Consider the following 17,468-nt stretch of genomic DNA (forward strand, 5'->3'; position numbering starts at 1 on the left):
CGGATGAGGGGTATCGTCTCTTCAAAAGGGCCTTCATCCCTTCACCCAGGTCCATTGCGTGATCGGCATGGCGGGACGCCAGGCTGTCATGGAACCCACCGGACTGGGGCGGGCGATGTCGATGCGGGTGAGGTTGCCACCATGTTCGGCGTGGCGGGCGAGAAGCAGGGCCTCCATTTCAAGCGTCACCGCATTGGCAACGAGGCGACCGCCGGGGCGAAGGGTTGTGATAGCCGCATCGAGCACGCCGGGCTCGGAGCCGCCGCCGCCGATGAAGATGGCGTGGGGGGATTCGAGGCCGGCGAGCGCCGCAGGGGCCGTGCCCTCGACCAATTGCAGATCGGGGACACCGAAATTGGCGGCGTTGCGTCTGATGCGGGCGCAGCGCTCGGGATTGGCTTCTACCGCTATGGCTTTCATCAAGGGGTCGGCGAGGAGCCACTCGATGGCGATGGAGCCCGAACCGGCGCCGATATCCCACAGCAATTCGCCACGGCGCGGTGCGAGGGCGGAGAGGGTGAGGGCGCGGATTTCGCGCTTGGTGATCTGGCCATCATGCTCGAAGAGGGCGTCATCCAGCCCTGGCGTCAGCGGAAGGATGCGAGCGCCGGGCAGGGGGACGACGGTAACCGCGCAGATATTGAGCGGATCGATATCGCTCAGCGCAAAGTTCATGGCCACCTGCGAGCGGATGCGTTCGCGCGGGCCGCCCAGGGCTTCGAGCACGGTGACAATGGAAATGCCAAAACCGGCCTCGGTCAGCAATTTGGCGAGGGCCGCAGGGCCGTGCTCGTCGGAGGTCAGGGCGAGAATGCGGGCGGCGGGGTGCAGGTGCGGACGGATGAGGTCGAGCGGGCGACCGTGCAGCGACAGGCTCGTAATGTCCTGCAGCGCCCAGCCCAACCGTCCTGCTGCGAGACTGAAGGCGGACGGATGGGGATAGACGGCCATTTGCGAAGCGTCGAGGTGGCGCGCGAGGGTCGCGCCGACGCCGTAATGGAATGGATCGCCTGAGGCCAGCACGCAGACGGGGCGGCCGCGTTCGGCCAACACTGCTTCGACAGCGGCCGAAAACGGGCTGGGCCAAGGGCGGGTTTTGCCAGTGATGGCGGGGGCGGCGAGCTCAAGATGGCGGGCGCCGCCGAAGACGATCTCGGCCTTGGTGATGGCGTCACGAGCCGCCTGGCCTAGCCCGGCAAGGCCGTCTTCGCCAATGCCGACCACCGATAGCCAGCTCATTGCGGGCCCCCGGTGGAGCGGGGGGAATAGACGATTGGGGTGCGGCCGGGGCGCTCGATGACGCGGGTTTCGGGCGAGCCGATGATAACGCAGGTGGCCATATCAGCCTGTTCGGCCTTGGCTTCGGCCAGACTTGCTACGGTAATGACTTCATCGCTGCGGCCGGCGGCGCGGCCGAAAATTACCGGGGTCGACCAGGGGAGGACTTCGCGCAGGATGGCGAAGGCGGTGCCCAGCTGCCAGGGGCGGGCCTTGCTGATGGGATTGTAGAGCGCGATGACGAGACCCGCGCTCGCCACGGCGCGCAGGCGCTGCTCGATGACGGTCCAGGGCTTGAGATTGTCCGACAGCGAAATGGCGCAGAAATCGTGGCCGAGCGGCGCGCCGGCCTTGGCGGCGACGGCGAGCATGGCGGTGACGCCGGGGACGATATCGAGATCAAGATTGCGCCAGGCGGGCGGGCCTTCCTCGATGGCTTCGCAAATCGCGGCGGCCATGGCGAAAACACCGGGATCGCCGCCGGATACGACGCAGACGGAGTTGCCGGCGGCGGCGGCCTTGAGGGCGGCTTTCGCGCGGCTGAGTTCTTCACGATTATCCGAGGCGATGCGCTGCTGATCGGGGCGCAATTCGAGGCGGTCGAGATAGGGGCCGTAGCCGAAAAATTGCGAAGCACCGGCGATGGCGGCCAGAGCCTCGGGCGTGGTCTGGTCGGGATTGCCCGGGCCGGTGCCGACGACGGTGAGGCGTCCGCTCATGGGCGAGAGCTCCAGCCGGGAACCAGCACTAGGGCGAAATAGGGGGCGATATCATCGGCTTTGTCGATCAGCTTGATCGAGTGGCCATTGGCCATGGTGCCGCGCTCGACATAGACGGCGTCTTCGAGCTTGCCGGCCTCTTCGATGGCGCGGCGGATCTTTGGCAGGTTACGGCCCACCTTCATGATCACCGCGGCATCGGCTTCGACGAGGCGCCGGCTGAGTTCGACTTCGTCCAGCGTGCCGGGCAGGACCGAGAGCACGTCATCACCCTGCACCAAGGGCAGGCCGGCGCTGGACCAGCAGCCGGACATGGCGGTGATACCGGGAATGACCTCGGTGTCATAGCGATGGGCGAGGCGGACATGCAGATGCATGTAAGAGCCGTAAAACAACGGATCGCCCTCACTGAGCACGGCGACGGAGCGGCCTGCATCGAGATGGGCGGCGATGCGCTCGGCGGCTGTGGCGTAGAAGGCGTTGGTGGCAGCTTTGTAATCGGCGTGGCGGCGGTCGATCTCGGTGGTCACCGGATAATGCAGTGCTTCCTCGGCCTGGCCGGGGCGGATGTGATCGGCGACGATGGCGCGGGCATTGCTGGCATTGCCGGCCTTGGCGAAATAGGCAACCACATCGGCGGCCGCGATGGTGCGCACGGCCTTGAGTGTGAGCAATTCCGGATCGCCCGGACCGGTGCCGACGCCGATAAGCCTGCCGCTCATATGCCCGACCTCGCCAAAGCGTTGAGCGCGGCCGATGTCATGGCCGAACCGCCCAGGCGCCCGCGCACGATGGCATAGGGCACGCCATAGGAATTCCCGGCCAAAGCGGCCTTGGATTCGGCGGCGCCGACAAAGCCGACGGGCATGCCTAGTATCGCGGCGGGCTTGGGGGCGCCGTCGCGCAGCAATTCGAGCAGGTGGAAGAGCGCGGTGGGCGCATTGCCGATAGCGACAACAGAACCGGCGAGGCGTGGTAGCCAGAGCTGCAGCGCTGCGGCGGAGCGGGTGGTGCCCAGCTGGGCGGCGAGGTCAGGTGTTTGCGGATCGCGCAGGGTGCAGATGACCTCGTTTTGGGCGGGCAGGCGGGCGGCGGTGATGCCGCGGGCGACCATTTCGGCATCGCAAAAGATCGGCGCGCCATTGGCCAAGGCCGTGCGGGCGGCGGCGGCAAAGCCGGGGCCGAATTCGAAATGCTGCGCCGCCTCGACCATGCCGGCGGCGTGGAACATGCGGATGGCGATATCGGCCTCGTCGGGCGCGAAGGCGGACAGGTCGGCCTCGGCCCGGATGATGGCAAAGGACTGGGCGTAAATGGCCTCGCCATCCTTGATATAGTCGTAGTCTTTCATGCTCATTCCTGCCGGAACAGTCCGGCGATTGTCGAGGCGCCCAGCCGGGTGAGGCATGCGGCGCTGGTTTCACCGGGCAGGCGTTGCTGCACGAGGCGCGCAAACGCCGATTCCAGTCGGGCCGGGGCGATCTCGACTAGCGGCGTATCGCCCGCCAGCCCGTTTGATACAAGGGCGCAATTGGTCGCCGTGCCCACAAGGGTGAGCGAGGCGGCACGCGGATGGGCGCAGCCCTTGGCGCAACCCGAGACGTGGAGCGTCACCGAGCCGTCGAACAGGGCGGCGTGGCGCTCGGCCAGTTCGGCAGCAAGCGCACGGGCGGCGATCTGGCCGGAGGCGCAGCCGTCGCTGCCGATACAAGCGCTGATGGCGCGGCGAGGATCATCTGGGGTGGTGATGAAGCCGAGGGCAGCGGCTTCGCTGCGCCAGGTTTGGAGCTGCGCGGTATCGGGTGCCAGCGCAATGAGGGCGTGATGGGGCGCCAGAAGCAGTTCTGTGATGCCTAGGCCTCTGGCGGTGTTGGCGAGTTCGATAAGGGTTGAGCTGCTGACCGAGCCAAAGGGCAGGGCGATGCCGGTTGCGAAGCACGCGTCGAGAGTGAAGTCACCGATGGCGCTGGTGGCCGGGCGCCGGACAGCCGCGACATCATTTGCAAGAAGAGGGGCGAGAGCCGTTCGGATTGTCTCGGGGGCGAGATCGCGGCCACGGGCGGTTTCGCCACGATTGCTGATGAGCCCCAGGATGATGCGCGCAGCATCGACTGCGTCGGTGGTGGCGACGGTGCCAATGGGATTGGTGCCGACGCTCAGGTTCCAGTGATCAGTGTCGGCGGCAGTAAGGCGAATATCGGCGCCGAGGGCGTTGAGGTCGATCTGACCACTGCCGTCGACGACGACGGTGACTTTGGGGCTCAGCCCCGTGATGGGCAAGGCGCGGATGGTGGCGGCGAGGGGGCGAGGGTCGGCGTGCTCGAGTGGGTCCTGGCCGGCTAAAGGCGATGTTTCAACGACGAAACCGCGTTCGATGGCGGTGATGGCCCGGATGGCGCTGGCGAAAGCGGACGTGGTCTGGGGCATGAGGCCACGGACCTGGAGATTGCCGCGAGCGGTGATTTCGAGCTGGCCATTACCATATTGCGCGGCGGTTTTGGCGATGGCCTGCAATTGGCGAGGCGTCAGGCGGCCATTGGGAATGCGGAGGCGGGCGAGCAGCCCGTCTCCGGTCTGCATCGGCTCATCCAGGCTGGGGCATGCGCCACGACGTAGCGCGGGGGGCGCTTTTTGTGAGGCGGCGATGGAGAGGGCCTGGGACAAGTCGGGCTCGTATGTGGTGAGCGAAGATCTTTATACGATCTGGGACGGGTTATCACCCCTCCCGCTTGCGCAGCAGATAGGTATCCATGATCCAGCCATGCCGGGCGCGGGCGGCCTTACGGGTTTCGATGATCCTGTCGCGGACCTGCAGCAGCGGCCCCTCGATCAGGATTTCATCCGGCGTGCCGAGATAGGCGCCCCAGAAGATATCGAGATCTGGATTGTCCAGCGCGGCGAAGGCGGTTTGGCCGTCCAGCATGACCACGCTATCGCTACGCACCCCCTCGTCGCCGAGCTTGCGGCCGGTGGTGATGTGGACGGGTTCGCCAATGCGGTTCAGCGCTATGCCATGGGCGGCGGTGAGGGCCTGGATGGCCGTGATGCCCGGGATGATTTCGATTCTGAAGGCGGCGCTGTCGAGGCGGCCGATGATGCGGATCGTGCTGTCGTAAAGGCTGGGATCGCCCCAGACGAGGAAGGCGCAGGCGCCATTTTCGGGCACCTCGGCATGGATCAGGCGGGCAAAGATGGTGGCGAGGGCGTCGTGCCAATCATGCACGCCCGCGCCGTAATCGGGATTGGCGGCGTCGCGCTTGGGCACGCTGTATTCAACCCGGCGGCTGGCGGGGTTGGTGACATAGCGGTCGCAGATGTCCCGGCGCAGATCGGCAAGGTCGGCCTTGCCCGCGCCCTTGTCGGGAATGAACAGCACATCGGCGCGGTTGAGCGCATTGATGGCCTGGATGGTCAGATGCTCGGGATTACCCGCGCCGATGCCTACGATCAGGATTGTTTTCATCGCCGGATCACGTCCGCGTCTCTGGTTCCGTTTCGGCTAAAAACTCGCCCAGGCGATCAAGCCGCCGAACCCAGGTGGTGCGGCGGTCATTGATCCATTGCTCGGCGAGGCTAAGCGCCTCCGGCTCGATCTGGCAGGTGCGGACCCGGCCGACTTTTTGCGAGCTGACGAGGCCACTGGCTTCCAGCGCCTGCAGGTGTTGCACGACAGCGGGCAGCGACATGTCGAAGGGCTTGGCCAGTTCGCTGACCGAAGCGGGGCCGCGGCTGAGGCGATCGACCATGGCGCGCCGCGTCGGATCGGCCAGGGCCTGGAACATGAGATCGAGATTGGCTTGTTGGTTAAGCATGAAGTTAAGTAACAAATTGGCGGGCAGTTTGTCAATGCGATCGCATGGGCTTGACCTTCCCATTGGGTAAAGCCGCAGAACGATGCCATCCAATTGAAGGAGAATCCCGATGAAATCCCTGCTGCTTGTTTCCGCCCTGCTGATCGGTATCGCAACACCCGCCTTTGCGCAGGACCATTCCGGCCATGGCGCCATGGCGGCCGGCGATACGTCCGCGACCGAGGCCTATAAGGCTGCCAACATGGACATGCATGGCCAGATGGAGATTGACTATTCCGGCGATGCCGACGTGGACTTCATCCGGAACATGATTCCGCACCATCAGGGGGCAGTGGCGATGGCCAAGATCGTGCTGGAATACGGGAGCGATCCCAAGGTGAAGAAACTGGCCGAGGCGGTGATTGCCGCGCAGGAGAGCGAGATTGCCTGGATGAAGGAGTGGTTGGCGAAGCGGGGAGAGTAGGTCCGTGAAGGCCTTTCAATAGTAAAAGCGGAGGTCCCCGCTTTCGCGGGGACCTTCGTTGTGGGTTAGGCCGCTTCCGGCGTGTAGCCGGCCTCGCGAATGGCTTCTTCGCCCACGCTGCGATCACCGGTGAATTCGACCCGATGGCTGGCCAGATCGACCGAGATGGTCGCGCCGGGCAGGGCCTCTTCCAGGGCCCTGCGCACGGTGCCAACGCAATGGCCACAGGTCATGTCGTTGACGGTAAAGACAGTTTTTTCGTTCATTCTCAGTGTCCTTTTTTTGCAGGCATTCCGGCCAGATCGTCCAGGATCGGGCAATTGGGGCGGTCGTCGCCGGAACAGCAATGGGCCAGGTGCTTGAGGGTTTTGACCATGGATTGCAGCTCGGCGATCTTGGTTTCCAGCGCCCCGATATGAGCGGTGGCGATGTCTTTGACTTCGGCGCTGGCGCGGGATTTGTCCTGCCAGAGGCCGAGAAGCGTGGCCGTTTCCTCGACCGAAAAGCCCAGGGTCCGGGCGCGTTTGACGAAGCGCAGCGTGTGCACCTCGTCGGCGCCATAGACGCGGTAATTGCTTTCGGTACGGTTGGGTGGGCTGATCAGGCCGATGGATTCGTAATAGCGGATCATCTTGGCCGAAACGCCCGAGGCGCTGCTGGCTTGCCCGATATTCATGCGGTTTCTCCTTGCAGATGGGTGGGCTTCACCCCGCGCAGGCGCTGGGCATTGCCGACCACGAAGACGCTGGACAGCGCCATGGCGCCGGCCCCGATCATGGGGGAAAGCAGGATGCCGAAGCTCGGATAGAGCACCCCGGCGGCCACCGGGATCAGCAGCACATTGTAGCCAAAGGCCCAGAACAGGTTTTCCCAGATGTTCTTCATCGTGGCGCGGCTGACGGTCAGCGCATTGAGCACACCCTTGAGGTCGCCGCCGAGCAGGACGACGTCGGCGCTTTCGATGGCGGCATCCGTTCCGGTACCCACCGCAATGCCGATATCTGCCTCGGCCAGGGCCGGAGCGTCATTGATACCATCCCCGACATAAGCGATCTTGCCGAGCTGGCGCAGCGACTTGATGGCGGCAACCTTGTCGGCGGGCAGCACTTCGGCGCGGACTTCGTCAATGCCCAACTGGCGGGCAATGGCCTCGGCCGTGCGCTTGTTATCACCCGAGATCATCGCGGTCTTGACGCCCATGGCGTGCAGCGCGGCGATAACCGCCTTGCTGGTCGGCTTGATAGTGTCAGCGACCACGATTGCCGCGGCGAGCTTGTCGTCGATGGCGGCAAAGACCGGGGTCTTGCCTTCGTCGGCGAGCTTGTCGATGGCCGTGGTGAAGTCCGAGAAGTCCAGGTGGCTGAGGTGGCGCGGCGAGCCGATGGTGACGAGCCGCCCATCGACGCGGGCGCGGACGCCATTGCCGGCAATGGCTTCGAACTCGGTGACCGCACCCAGGGAAAGGCCCTGCTTTTCGGCAGCGGTGACAATGGCTTCGGCGATCGGGTGTTCCGACTTGGCCTCGACGGCAGCGATCAGAGCCAGCACTTCATCATGCTCGAAATCATCGTCGAGGATGAGATCGGTCAGCGTGGGCTTGCCTTGGGTCAGCGTGCCGGTCTTGTCGAAGGCGACGATCGCGACGTCACGCAATTGCTGCAGGGCTTCGCTCTTGCGGAACAATACGCCCAGCTCGGCAGCGCGGCCGGTGCCCACCATGATAGAGGTGGGGGTGGCCAGGCCCATGGCACAGGGGCAGGCAATGATCAGCACGGCAACGGCATTGACCAGGCCGAAGACATAGGCGGGCGTCGGGCCCCAGAGGGTCCAGACGGCAAAGGTCGCAATGGCCAGCGCGATGACGGCCGGAACGAACCACATGGTGATCTGGTCGACCACCTGCTGGATCGGCAGCTTGCCGCCCTGGGCTTCCTCGACCATGCGAATGATCTGGGCCAGCATGGTATCGCCGCCCACCTTGGTGGCCCGAAAGCTGAAGCTGCCATTGGTATTGAGCGTGCCGCCGATGACATTGGCGCCGACGGTCTTGGCGACGGGCAGGGGTTCGCCCGAGATCATGGATTCATTGATATTGCTGGCGCCTTCGACGATCTCGCCATCGACGGCAATCTTCTCGCCGGGGCGGACGACGACTATGTCACCTGCCTTGACCTGCTCGATGGGCAGCTCGATCACCTTGCCGTCGCGCTGCACGCGGGCGGTCTTGGCCTGCTCGCGCACCAGGCGCTGGATGGCCTCGCCGGTGCGGCCCTTGGCCAGGGCCTCAAGCCACCGGCCGACCAGGATCAGCGTGACGATGACTGCGGCAGCTTCGTAATAGACATATTGCGTCTGTGCCGGCAGTACTTGCGGGGCAAAGGTGACGACGACCGAATAGAGATAGGCCGCACCGGCACCCAGAGCGACCAGCGAATTCATCTCGGGCACGCCGCGCAGCAGCGCCGGGATGCCGATCTTGAAGAAGCGCCAGCCGGGCACGAACAGCACGATGGAGGTGGCGATGAAGTAACCCACATAGAGTACGTCCATCGACAGGACGGACATCAGCCACATGTGGAAGGGCATGTAGAGATGGCCCAGCATTTCCAGCACGAAGACTGGCAAGGTGAGGATTGCGGCGATGATCACGTCGCGGCGCAGCACAGCGGCGTCCTCGTCGTGATGCTGGTGGCCGGCGTGATTGTGGTGGTCGTGATGCTCGGGCGTCGGGCTGCCCTTGTAGCCGGCCTTGGCGATGGCGGCGACCAGCGCATCAGCTTCGGTCGGCTCGTGGAGCTTTACCGTGGCGCGCTCAGTGGCCAGGTTGACCGAGGCCGAGGCGACGGCAGGCACCTTGAGCAGGGCCTTCTCGACGCGAGCGACGCAGGACGCGCAGGTCATGCCTTCGATATCGATGGAAACGGGCTTTGTGTGGACGTGTTCATTCATGGCTTTTTACCTCGTCCCACAGCATATAAGGCTTCCCATCATGGGAAGGTCAAGGGGTGATATGAATGTCACGACGCGAGGGTGAAAAAGGCCCCTAAAGTCGGGCTTTTGACGTGTGGGACCGGGTTTGATGACCATCCAAGCCTTGCGCGAGCAGCATTGGCTGCATGGCTCGTTTCAGCGTGGTTATCAAAGCGTCAATTTGAAGGTCCCGTGAAAGACAGTCATTTTCATAAGAAATATCAATGGCTTAATGGCGAACGCCTGTGGATTATTAGGCATTTGCCTAAAATTCAACCTGACGCGAATATGAATGTTCTGCCCATTTTGTTTGCATCCAGTGCATAACGGATGTGCATAGAGTCCATCTTCTAATCACGACCTGCTGGGCATAGATAAGGGTCATCAAAACGAAGGGGAAACCAAAATGACCATCCGCCAGAAAATCGCACAGTTTGCTCAGTACCAGCGCACCCTGCGTGAGCTGAACGCTCTCGACAGCCGCCAGCTCAACGACCTGGGCATCACCAAGGGCGACATCAAGAACATCGCTCGCGGCACCTTCGGCAACTAAGCCGAACTGTCGAAATAGACTTGAGATGAAGGCGTCCAATCGGGCGCCTTTTGTCTTTTTAAAAGGGTGGTTTATTCCTCGCGGCGGACAATCAGTAGACCTCATCCTGAGCCCGTCGAAGGACGAGGTTGTGGCACCCAAGCCTCCACTCACCCGACCTCATGGTTCGACAGGCTCACCATGAGGTCTCAGCAATCAGCGGATCAAATCCGCCGCTTTCCCACCCAGTGCGGCGACCAGATCATCCGGTTTCATGCGGATCTGCAGGCCTCTTTGGCCGCCATTGAGGAAGATTTTGTCTTCCAGCGTCGCCAATTCCTCGATAGCGGTGGGCACCGGCTTTTTCTGCCCGAACGGGCTGATGCCGCCCACCTTGTAGCCCGTCAGGCGCTCCGCGTCGGCGGGCTTCATCATGTGCGCCGACTTGCCGCCAAAGGCTGCGGCGAGCTTTTTCATGTTCACTTCCTCGTCGGAGGGAACAACCACGCAGACCGGCTTGCCATCGACCTCGGCCATCAGGGTCTTGAGCACGATGGCGGGTGAAACGCCCATGGCCTCGGCCGCCTGCAACCCAACGCGGTCGGCGTCGGGGTCATAATCATAGGTGGCGGTGGTGAAGGGGATGCCGGCCTTGGTGAGGGCCAGCGTTGCGGGCGTGGTCTTGGACATAAGCGGGATTTTAGGCGGCGGCCGCCTGCTGGCAAGGGGGCTTACCGCCCCCGGCAGGAGATATTCTCTTCGACGAGGCCAATGTCCCGCCGCAGATGGGCGGAGGAATTGATCAGGTCGATCGTGGTTTGGCGGCGACGGCGGGTGAGGCGCGGCAGGGACAAGCGCGGCAGACGGAAAGCGGTGATGAGGGGCTTTGACAGGGCGATCATGGCTATGACCATCCTTATGGGGATGGCTCCGGTCTTGGTTTCCATGACCGTAATTTGGCTGGTCTAGCCTGCTATTTCCAACTAAAGCTCGATCTAGGTACATAAGGAGATTTGATCCATGAGTGTATTGCCGCCGCTGACCGCGATCCGGGCTTTCGAGGCTGTCGCCCGGCATTTGAGCTTCACCCGCGCGGCGGTCGAGTTGGGCATGACGCAGGCTGCGGTGAGCTACCAGATCAAGATTCTAGAGGAGCGCGTCGGCACCCCGCTGTTCCTGCGCCGGCCCCGGCAGATCGCGCTGGCCGAGGCCGGGGCGCGGCTGGCGCCCGAGGTCAGCGCGGCATTCGAAACGCTGCACGCGGCCTTCGCCCAGACGCAGGGACGGGTGGCGGGGACGCTCAGCATTTCATCGGTACCTACCTTTGCCAGTCATTTTCTCGTGCAGCATCTCGGCCTGTTCCAGGTTGAGCATCCCGAACTGGCGGTGCGGCTCGAAAGCTCGCCCCGGGTCATCGATTTTGCGGCCGAGGAATTCGACATCGCCATTCGTGGGGGCAAGTCTATCGCGCCCGGATTGACTGGGCATAAGTTATTGCCGGCCGACTTTTCGCCCATGCTGAGCCCCAGGCTGGCTGAGAGCATCGGGGGCGTTAAACGCCCGGAAGACCTACTGAAATTGCCGATGGTGGATGCCGACGACCCCTGGTTTGCGCTGTGGTTCGAGCAGGCGGGGGTGCTTGGCTATTCGCTGGACATGCGGCCGATCACCCGGCTGGGAGCGCAGAATCTGGAGGCTGCAGCGGCGATTGCCGGGCGGGGAGTGGCCATGCTGACGCCGGCATTCTATGCCGAGGATATTGCGGCGGGGCGGTTGATCCAGCCGTTTGATCTCTTGGCGAGCGATGGGCATGCCTATTATCTGGTTTATCCAGAGGCGCGGCGTAACGCCCCGAAAATCAAGGCTTTTCGCGATTGGCTGCTGCCATTGGCGGCGTCTCTGGGGAAATGAAAAGGGCCCGGCACTGCTGCCGGGCCCTTTGTTTTCAACGTGTTATGTCCTAGACGATGCCGCCTGAACCGCCTTCGACGGCGGGGCGGATTTCGGCGACTTTGGCGCGGTAGCCGGCGGCGCGGTAGGTGCCGAGCAGGTCGATGGCGCCGCCTTTTTCGAGGCGGGCCATGGCCAGAATAGGCTCAACATCACATCTGTAGGCAACGCGCAGTTCCTGCGTTGCGGCTAACGCATCGTTAGCATTTTGCGCAGCCTTGAGGCTGTCGCGGTCAACCAGTAGAGCCTGGGCATAGGCGCGCTGCACATCCGAGGCGGACAGCATCAGCGACTCGATCGGATCGGTCACGTTGTGCGACTGGTCAAGCATATGGGCGGGGTGGAAATCCGCATAGCGCGCTTCGGCATCGACCAGTTCGTTGAACACGAGGAACAGGCGATAGGGATCGATGGCGCCGGCGTCGAGATCGTCATCGCCATACTTGCTGTCATTGAAATGGAAGCCGCCGAGCTTGCCGAACTGGGCGAGGCGGGAGACGATCATCTCGATATTCACATTTGGCGCGTGGTGGCCGAGATCAACGAGGCAATAGGCCTTGTCGCCCAATTCCCTGGCGATGAGGTAATTGGTGCCCCAATCCTGCACGACGGTGGAGTAGAAGGCCGGCTCATACATCTTGTGTTCGGTGTAGATGCGCCAGTCATCGGGGAGGGCGGCATAGACCGCCTTCATCGAGTCGAGGTAATGCTCGAACTGGGTGGCGAAATTGGTCTGGCCGGGGAAGTTCGAGCCATCGCCGATCCACACGGTCAGGGCCTTGGAGCCGATGGTCTGGCCGATCTCGATACATTCCAGATTGTGCTCGATGGCCTGCTGGCGGGTCGCAGCGTCGGCGGAGGAAAGCGAGCCGAATTTGTAGGACTGCAACTGGCCCTTGGCATCGGAGAAGGTGTTGGAATTCATCGCGTCAAAGCCCAGGCTGAAGCGCGATGCGGCTTGCTTCAGGCGATTGGGATCGGCCTTGTCCCACGGGATATGCAGCGAGACGGTATTGGTGGCCTGGGTCAGCTGGGCGATGACGGCGCAGTCCTCAATCTTGTCGAAGATGTCGCGCGGCTCGCCCAGGCCCGGGAAGCGGGCAAAGCGGGTGCCGCCGGTGCCCACGCCCCAGGAGGGAACGGCGACGTTGAACTCGGCGACCTTGGCCTTGATAGTGTCGATATCAATGCCGCGCCGGTCGAGCCGCTCACCCAGGCTTTCGTAATCGGCATGCAGATCATCCACGCGATCGGCGTTTTCCGCTTCGATGATGGACGGGTCGATGATGTGATCGGTCATTGTGGTTCTCTCTCCCAAAGGCCCCCTCACCCGTCTCGGCCTCCGGCCGATCCACCCTCTCCCACAAGGGGCGAGGGGAGGCACCGCGTTCGGGAAGGCATTGCGCCAACCTTCTCCCCTCTGGGAGAAGGTGCCCGAAGGGCGGATGAGGGGGCTCTTCCCTTTTCTTACCGCGTGAATGACTGGGCGTTGCCCGCGTCGACATTGATGATGTTACCGGTAGACTTGGCCGAGGCGTCCGAGGCGAAGAAGTAGATGGCCTCGGCGATGTCCTCGGGGAAGACGCTTCGCTTGAGCATGGAGCGCTCGCGATACATTTCCTCGAGGCCATCCTTGTCGGTCTTGTAGGTCGAAGCGCGCTGCTCGAGCCATTCGCCGGCCCAGATCTTGGAGCCGCGCAGCACGGCGTCTGGGTTGACGGTGTTGACGCGGATCTGTTCGGCCGCGCCTTCAAGGGCAAGGCAGCGGGCGAGGTGGATTTCGGCGGCCTTGGCGGTGCAATAGGCCGAGGCGTTGGGGGATGCGGCAAGGCCGTTCTTGGACGCGACGAACACCACATTGCCGCCGATCTTCTGCTTGCGGAACAGGCGGAAGGCTTCGCGGGAGACGAGGAAATAACCCGTGGACAGGATGTCCATGTTCTTGTTCCAAAGCTCCAGCGTGGTTTCTTCGATCGGGGCCGAGGAGGCCAGGCCTGCATTGGACACCAGGATATCGAGGCCGCCGAATTCGACCACCGCATGGGCGAAGCCGGAGATGACGGCCTCTTCCTTGGTGACGTTGACGATGACGGGGCGGACGAAGTCAGCGCCGAACGCCTTGCCGAGCTCCTCCGTTGCTGCAGCCAAAGCGGTCTCGTCGATATCGGCGAGGACGACGCAGGCGCCTTCGCGGAGGAGACGGACTGCGGTGGCCCTGCCGATGCCGCCGGCGCCGCCGGTAACCAAAGCGATCTGGCCGGCAAGGGATTTCGGCTTGGGCATGCGGGCGAGCTTGGCTTCTTCAAGCAGCCAATATTCGATGTCGAAGGCTTCCTGCTCGGGCAGGCCGACATAGGTTGAAACGGTGGAGGCGCCGCGCATCACATTGATGGCGTTGACATAGAACTCGCCGGAAATGCGGGCAGTGGCCTTGTCCTTGGCGAAGGTGAACATGCCCACGCCCGGCATCAGATAGACCACGGCATTGGGATCGCGCATAGCGGGCGAATTGTCGTGTTTGCAGCGGTCGTAATAGGCCTGGTAGTCGATGCGATAGGCGGCGATGTCCTCGGGGATCTTGGCGATGACGGCATCCACATCGGGATTGGCCGGATCGAATTCGATCACCAGCGGACGGATCTTGGTGCGCAGGAAGTGGTCGGGGCAGGAGGTGCCGAGCGCGGCCAGTGGGCGGAGGTTTTTGGAATTGACGAATTCCAGCACGGCGGCGCTGTCGTCGAAATGACCCAGCTTGTGGCTGTCTTCCGAGATGAGGCCGCGAATTTTGGGCATCAGCTTGGCGGCGATGGCGCGGCGGTCAGCAGCGGGCAGGGACTTGACGGCGTCGCCGCCAAAAATGGCATTGCCTTCGGTCTGCTGCTCGAACCATTCGATGGCCTGATTGATGATGCCGATCGTGGTTTCGTAGCATTCCTTGGGCGTGTCGCCCCAGGTGAACAGGCCATGGGACTCAAGGATCAGGCCCTTGGCATTGGGGTTTTCTTCGCAGAATTTGCCGAGCCACAGGCCGAGTTCAAAGCCCGGCTTTTTCCAGGGCAGCCAGCCGATGGTGTCGCCGAAGATCTGCTTGGTCAGTTCCCTGGAATTGTTCGAGGCGGCGATAGCGATGATCGCGTCCGGGTGCATGTGATCAACGAACGGGCGGTTCACATAGGCATGCAGCGGAGTGTCGATCGAGGCGGCGCGGGGATTGAGATTGAAGGTGGCGTGGGGGAGGTAACCCACCATTTCGTCTTCAAATTCCACGCCGCGATAGAGATTCTTGAGGGCCCGCAGCTTGTCCATATAGAGGGTCGAAAAGCCATCGAGCTTGATCGAGGCGCTGTCGCCGCCCGAACCCTTGACCCAGAGGACTTCGACGTCCTGGCCGGTCAGCGGGTCTTTTTGCCAGATCTTGGAGGAGGTATTGCCACCGCCGTAATTGGTGACGCGCTTGTCCGATCCGAGCAGGTTGGAGCGGTAGACGAGACGCTCGGGCTCGCTCATCGAGGCGGCCTTGGCGTCATCCCAAAGGTTCGCAAGGCGCTTGGGCGCGGAAGTGGACATGATACTCCTCCCAGAGAGTTGGATAATGGAAAGTTGGCCGGACATGGCCATAGTTCCCGTCACGCTGTCAATCAGAAACGATCACTAGCAATCATATTTCGTTGATACTGATCGACCAATGCGAAATCATGATTGACACTGATTGGTTTTGATGAAACTCAAAGGATCAGGGAGAAAGCATTTGCACGAAACCGAGCGCCACAGGGTCATTCTGGCCGCCGTCCAGGCACGGCCCGTCGCGACCGTCGCCGAGCTGGTGGATATGACCGGCACGTCGGAAGCGACGATCCGCCGGGACATTGCGGCTTTGCATGTGCGGGGTGAGCTGCGCCGGGTGCGCGGCGGCGCCGAAGCGGTCAATCCGCCCGAGCAGGGTGGGTTGATGGGCCGGCCCTTCTCGGTGAACGAAACGATCAACATGACCGCCAAGCGCGCCATTGCCCGCGCGGCGGCCGAGTTGTGCCGGGATGGCGAGCCGATCATCATCAATGGCGGCACGACGACCTACCAGATGGTGCATCACCTGACGGCGCGCCGGCTTTCAGTATTCACCAATTCCTTCGCCATCGCCGAATTCCTGATCCAGAATTCCCGCAATTCCGTGGTTATTCCCGGCGGCACCATCTATCGCGAGCAGAATGTGATCCTGTCGCCCTTTGGCGGCGTGGTGGCATCCCATTTTTACGCCAAGCGCATGTTCATCGGCTGCCAGGGCATCGGCCAGCATGGCCTGATGGAAGCCGATCCGATGATCGTTCAATCCGAACTGGGCCTGATCGGCCAGGCGGACGAGCTGATCGTGCTGGCAGATTCATCCAAGTTTTCGGGCAGATCGAGCCTCATCCTGTGTGGGCTCGACCGGATAACCGCCGTCATCACCGATAGCGGCATCCGCGACGAAGACCGCCAAATGCTGGAAACGGCAGGAGTGCGGCTCATCGTCGTGGAAACGACTGCTCATGCCGGCCGCCAGATAACGGTCGCGTGAGATCCAAGGACCAAGACCAGAACGTCCCAGGGAGGGATTACCTATGAAACTCTTGAAGATTTTGGCGGCGACCACTGCAATTGCAGCGCTGTTCGCCAGCCCCGCTTTCGCCCAGACCCGCATTGCGCTGGTCGTCAAGTCGCTGGGTAACGGCTTCTTCGACGCCGCCAACAAGGGCGCCCAGGAAGCGGCCACCGAGCTGGGTGATATCGAAGTCATCTATACCGGCCCGACTGCTGCTACGGCCGAAGCCCAGATCGAAGTCGTCAACTCGCTGATTGCCCAGCAGGTCGATGCCATCGCCATCTCGGCCAATGACCCGGACGCTCTGGTGCCGGCATTGCAGCGCGCCATGCAGCGCGGCATCAAGGTGATCTCGTTTGACTCCGGCGTTGCCGAAGCCGGCCGCCAGATCCACCTCAACCCGTCCGACACCAATCTGATCGGCGAGACCATCATCAAGCTGGCAGCCGACTATCTGCCCGAAGGTGGCGACGTGGCGATCCTGTCGGCTGCGTCCACTGCGACCAACCAGAATGCCTGGATCGAAGCCGCCAAGGCCGTGCTGCCCGAGAAGTTCCCCAATATCAATCTGGTGGCAACCGTCTATGGCGACGATGACTCGGTGAAATCGACCGACGAAGCCAAGGGGCTGATCGCCTCCTATCCCGACCTCAAGGCCATCATCGCGCCCACCACGGTCGGTGTCGTGGCGGCAGCTCAGGTAGTGACCGACCAGAACCTGATCGGCAAGGTCAATGTGACCGGCCTGGCGCTGCCATCGGAGTTCAAGCAGTTCATCGACAATGGCGCCTCGCAGGCCGTGGCTTTGTGGAACCCGATCGACCTGGGTTACTCGGCCATCTATCTGGCCAATGAGCTGATCAAGGGCGAAGAAGCCAAGCCGGGTGCCGTGTTCTCGATCGGCCGCGTTGGCGAAATCACGCTGGACGACACCAACTCGGCCCCGATGGCCGCGCCGTTCCAGTTCGACAAGTCCAATATCGAAGAATTTTCGAAGATCTATTGATGACAGACCGGCCTGGCGGAGACGCCAGGCCGACCCCCTCCCTAGCCCTCCCCACAAGGGGGAGGGTGACTGCGGTGGTTGTGGCGCGATGGTGCCAACGCTCCGGGTTCACCCTCCCCCTTGTGGGGAGGGCTAGGGAGGGGGACTCTCTTTTAAGAG

At 62.8% G+C, this 17,468-nt stretch carries 19 protein-coding genes; 5 read left to right on the forward strand and 14 right to left on the reverse strand.

From position 1 onward, the window contains the following. Positions 1-33 precede the first annotated feature (33 nt). The 7 genes from FF80_RS02625 to FF80_RS02655 are packed head-to-tail and all read right to left on the reverse strand — an operon-like array spanning position 34 to position 5,809. The gene (locus tag FF80_RS02625; RefSeq protein WP_035097333.1) at positions 34-1,239 is read right to left on the reverse strand and encodes a bifunctional cobalt-precorrin-7 (C(5))-methyltransferase/cobalt-precorrin-6B (C(15))-methyltransferase; all 1,206 of its coding nucleotides are present in this window, start codon (positions 1,237-1,239) and stop codon (positions 34-36) included. Beyond that, positions 1,236-1,997: a precorrin-3B C(17)-methyltransferase gene (locus FF80_RS02630; RefSeq protein ID WP_035097334.1), complete on the reverse strand. Its 762-nt coding sequence runs from the start codon at positions 1,995-1,997 to the stop codon at positions 1,236-1,238. Before FF80_RS02630 ends, FF80_RS02625 begins: the two co-directional genes overlap by 4 nt. Continuing rightward, positions 1,994-2,719 carry a precorrin-2 C(20)-methyltransferase gene (locus FF80_RS02635; protein WP_035097336.1) on the reverse strand — a complete coding sequence of 242 codons (726 nt, stop codon included), beginning with the start codon at positions 2,717-2,719 and terminating at the stop codon, positions 1,994-1,996. Before FF80_RS02635 ends, FF80_RS02630 begins: the two co-directional genes overlap by 4 nt. Continuing rightward, positions 2,716-3,348 (reverse strand): precorrin-8X methylmutase, encoded by a 633-nt coding sequence (locus FF80_RS02640; protein ID WP_035097337.1) that lies wholly within the window; start codon positions 3,346-3,348, stop codon positions 2,716-2,718. Before FF80_RS02640 ends, FF80_RS02635 begins: the two co-directional genes overlap by 4 nt. Before the next feature lie 2 nt (positions 3,349-3,350). Then, positions 3,351-4,661, reverse strand: coding sequence for a precorrin-3B synthase (gene cobG, locus FF80_RS02645; protein WP_280113887.1), 1,311 nt, complete (start codon positions 4,659-4,661; stop codon positions 3,351-3,353). 52 nt (positions 4,662-4,713) lie between these two features. Beyond that, positions 4,714-5,460, reverse strand: a complete 747-nt coding sequence (gene cobF, locus FF80_RS02650) for a precorrin-6A synthase (deacetylating) (RefSeq protein WP_035097338.1) — start codon at positions 5,458-5,460, stop codon at positions 4,714-4,716. Between the two features lie 7 nt (positions 5,461-5,467). Further along, positions 5,468-5,809, reverse strand: coding sequence for a metalloregulator ArsR/SmtB family transcription factor (locus tag FF80_RS02655; protein ID WP_035097339.1), 342 nt, complete (start codon positions 5,807-5,809; stop codon positions 5,468-5,470). 103 nt (positions 5,810-5,912) lie between these two features. On the opposite strand from FF80_RS02655, the gene FF80_RS02660 reads away from it, so the two are divergent. Then, entirely contained in the window at positions 5,913-6,272 is a 360-nt protein-coding gene (locus FF80_RS02660) for a DUF305 domain-containing protein (RefSeq protein ID WP_035097340.1), read from the forward strand. 65 nt (positions 6,273-6,337) lie between these two features. On the opposite strand, the gene FF80_RS02665 is transcribed toward FF80_RS02660, so the two are convergent. The 3 genes from FF80_RS02665 to FF80_RS02675 are packed head-to-tail and all read right to left on the reverse strand — an operon-like array spanning position 6,338 to position 9,221. Then, entirely contained in the window at positions 6,338-6,538 is a 201-nt protein-coding gene (locus tag FF80_RS02665) for a heavy-metal-associated domain-containing protein (RefSeq protein WP_035097341.1), read from the reverse strand. A gap of 2 nt (positions 6,539-6,540) precedes the next feature. Beyond that, positions 6,541-6,948, reverse strand: coding sequence for a Cu(I)-responsive transcriptional regulator (cueR, locus tag FF80_RS02670; protein ID WP_035097342.1), 408 nt, complete (start codon positions 6,946-6,948; stop codon positions 6,541-6,543). Continuing rightward, a complete protein-coding gene (locus tag FF80_RS02675) occupies positions 6,945-9,221 on the reverse strand; it encodes a heavy metal translocating P-type ATPase (RefSeq protein WP_052153099.1) in 2,277 nt (758 codons plus the stop codon). Before FF80_RS02675 ends, cueR begins: the two co-directional genes overlap by 4 nt. A 427-nt stretch (positions 9,222-9,648) precedes the next feature. Between FF80_RS02675 and FF80_RS21225 the strand changes: the two genes are divergently transcribed. Beyond that, complete coding sequence (locus FF80_RS21225) at positions 9,649-9,795, forward strand: DUF1127 domain-containing protein (protein WP_081917193.1); 147 nt, start codon at positions 9,649-9,651, stop codon at positions 9,793-9,795. A 195-nt stretch (positions 9,796-9,990) separates the two neighbouring features. On the opposite strand, the gene ybaK is transcribed toward FF80_RS21225, so the two are convergent. Further along, positions 9,991-10,464, reverse strand: coding sequence for a Cys-tRNA(Pro) deacylase (gene ybaK / locus FF80_RS02680; protein WP_035097344.1), 474 nt, complete (start codon positions 10,462-10,464; stop codon positions 9,991-9,993). A 41-nt stretch (positions 10,465-10,505) separates the two neighbouring features. Then, positions 10,506-10,676, reverse strand: a complete 171-nt coding sequence (locus tag FF80_RS21795; protein WP_160172781.1) for a hypothetical protein — start codon at positions 10,674-10,676, stop codon at positions 10,506-10,508. A gap of 118 nt (positions 10,677-10,794) precedes the next feature. Here FF80_RS21795 and FF80_RS02690 point away from each other — a divergent pair, with 118 nt between their 5' ends. Then, a complete protein-coding gene (locus tag FF80_RS02690; RefSeq protein WP_035097346.1) occupies positions 10,795-11,685 on the forward strand; it encodes a LysR substrate-binding domain-containing protein in 891 nt (296 codons plus the stop codon). Positions 11,686-11,734: 49 nt separating this feature from the next. On the opposite strand, the gene rhaI is transcribed toward FF80_RS02690, so the two are convergent. Both rhaI and FF80_RS02700 read right to left on the reverse strand, forming a co-directional pair. Continuing rightward, positions 11,735-13,024, reverse strand: coding sequence for an L-rhamnose catabolism isomerase (gene rhaI, locus FF80_RS02695; protein ID WP_035097347.1), 1,290 nt, complete (start codon positions 13,022-13,024; stop codon positions 11,735-11,737). Positions 13,025-13,191: 167 nt separating this feature from the next. Next, on the reverse strand, positions 13,192-15,291 hold the full coding sequence (locus FF80_RS02700) for a bifunctional rhamnulose-1-phosphate aldolase/short-chain dehydrogenase (RefSeq protein WP_035097348.1): 2,100 nt from the start codon (positions 15,289-15,291) through the stop codon (positions 13,192-13,194). Between the two features lie 181 nt (positions 15,292-15,472). Between FF80_RS02700 and FF80_RS02705 the strand changes: the two genes are divergently transcribed. Then, positions 15,473-16,279, forward strand: coding sequence for a DeoR/GlpR family DNA-binding transcription regulator (locus FF80_RS02705; protein WP_035097349.1), 807 nt, complete (start codon positions 15,473-15,475; stop codon positions 16,277-16,279). 43 nt (positions 16,280-16,322) lie between these two features. Next, complete coding sequence (gene rhaS, locus FF80_RS02710) at positions 16,323-17,309, forward strand: rhamnose ABC transporter substrate-binding protein (RefSeq protein WP_035097350.1); 987 nt, start codon at positions 16,323-16,325, stop codon at positions 17,307-17,309. Positions 17,310-17,468: the final 159 nt, after the last annotated feature.

Source organism: Devosia sp. LC5 (genome assembly GCF_000735585.1).
GTDB lineage: Bacteria > Pseudomonadota > Alphaproteobacteria > Rhizobiales > Devosiaceae > Devosia.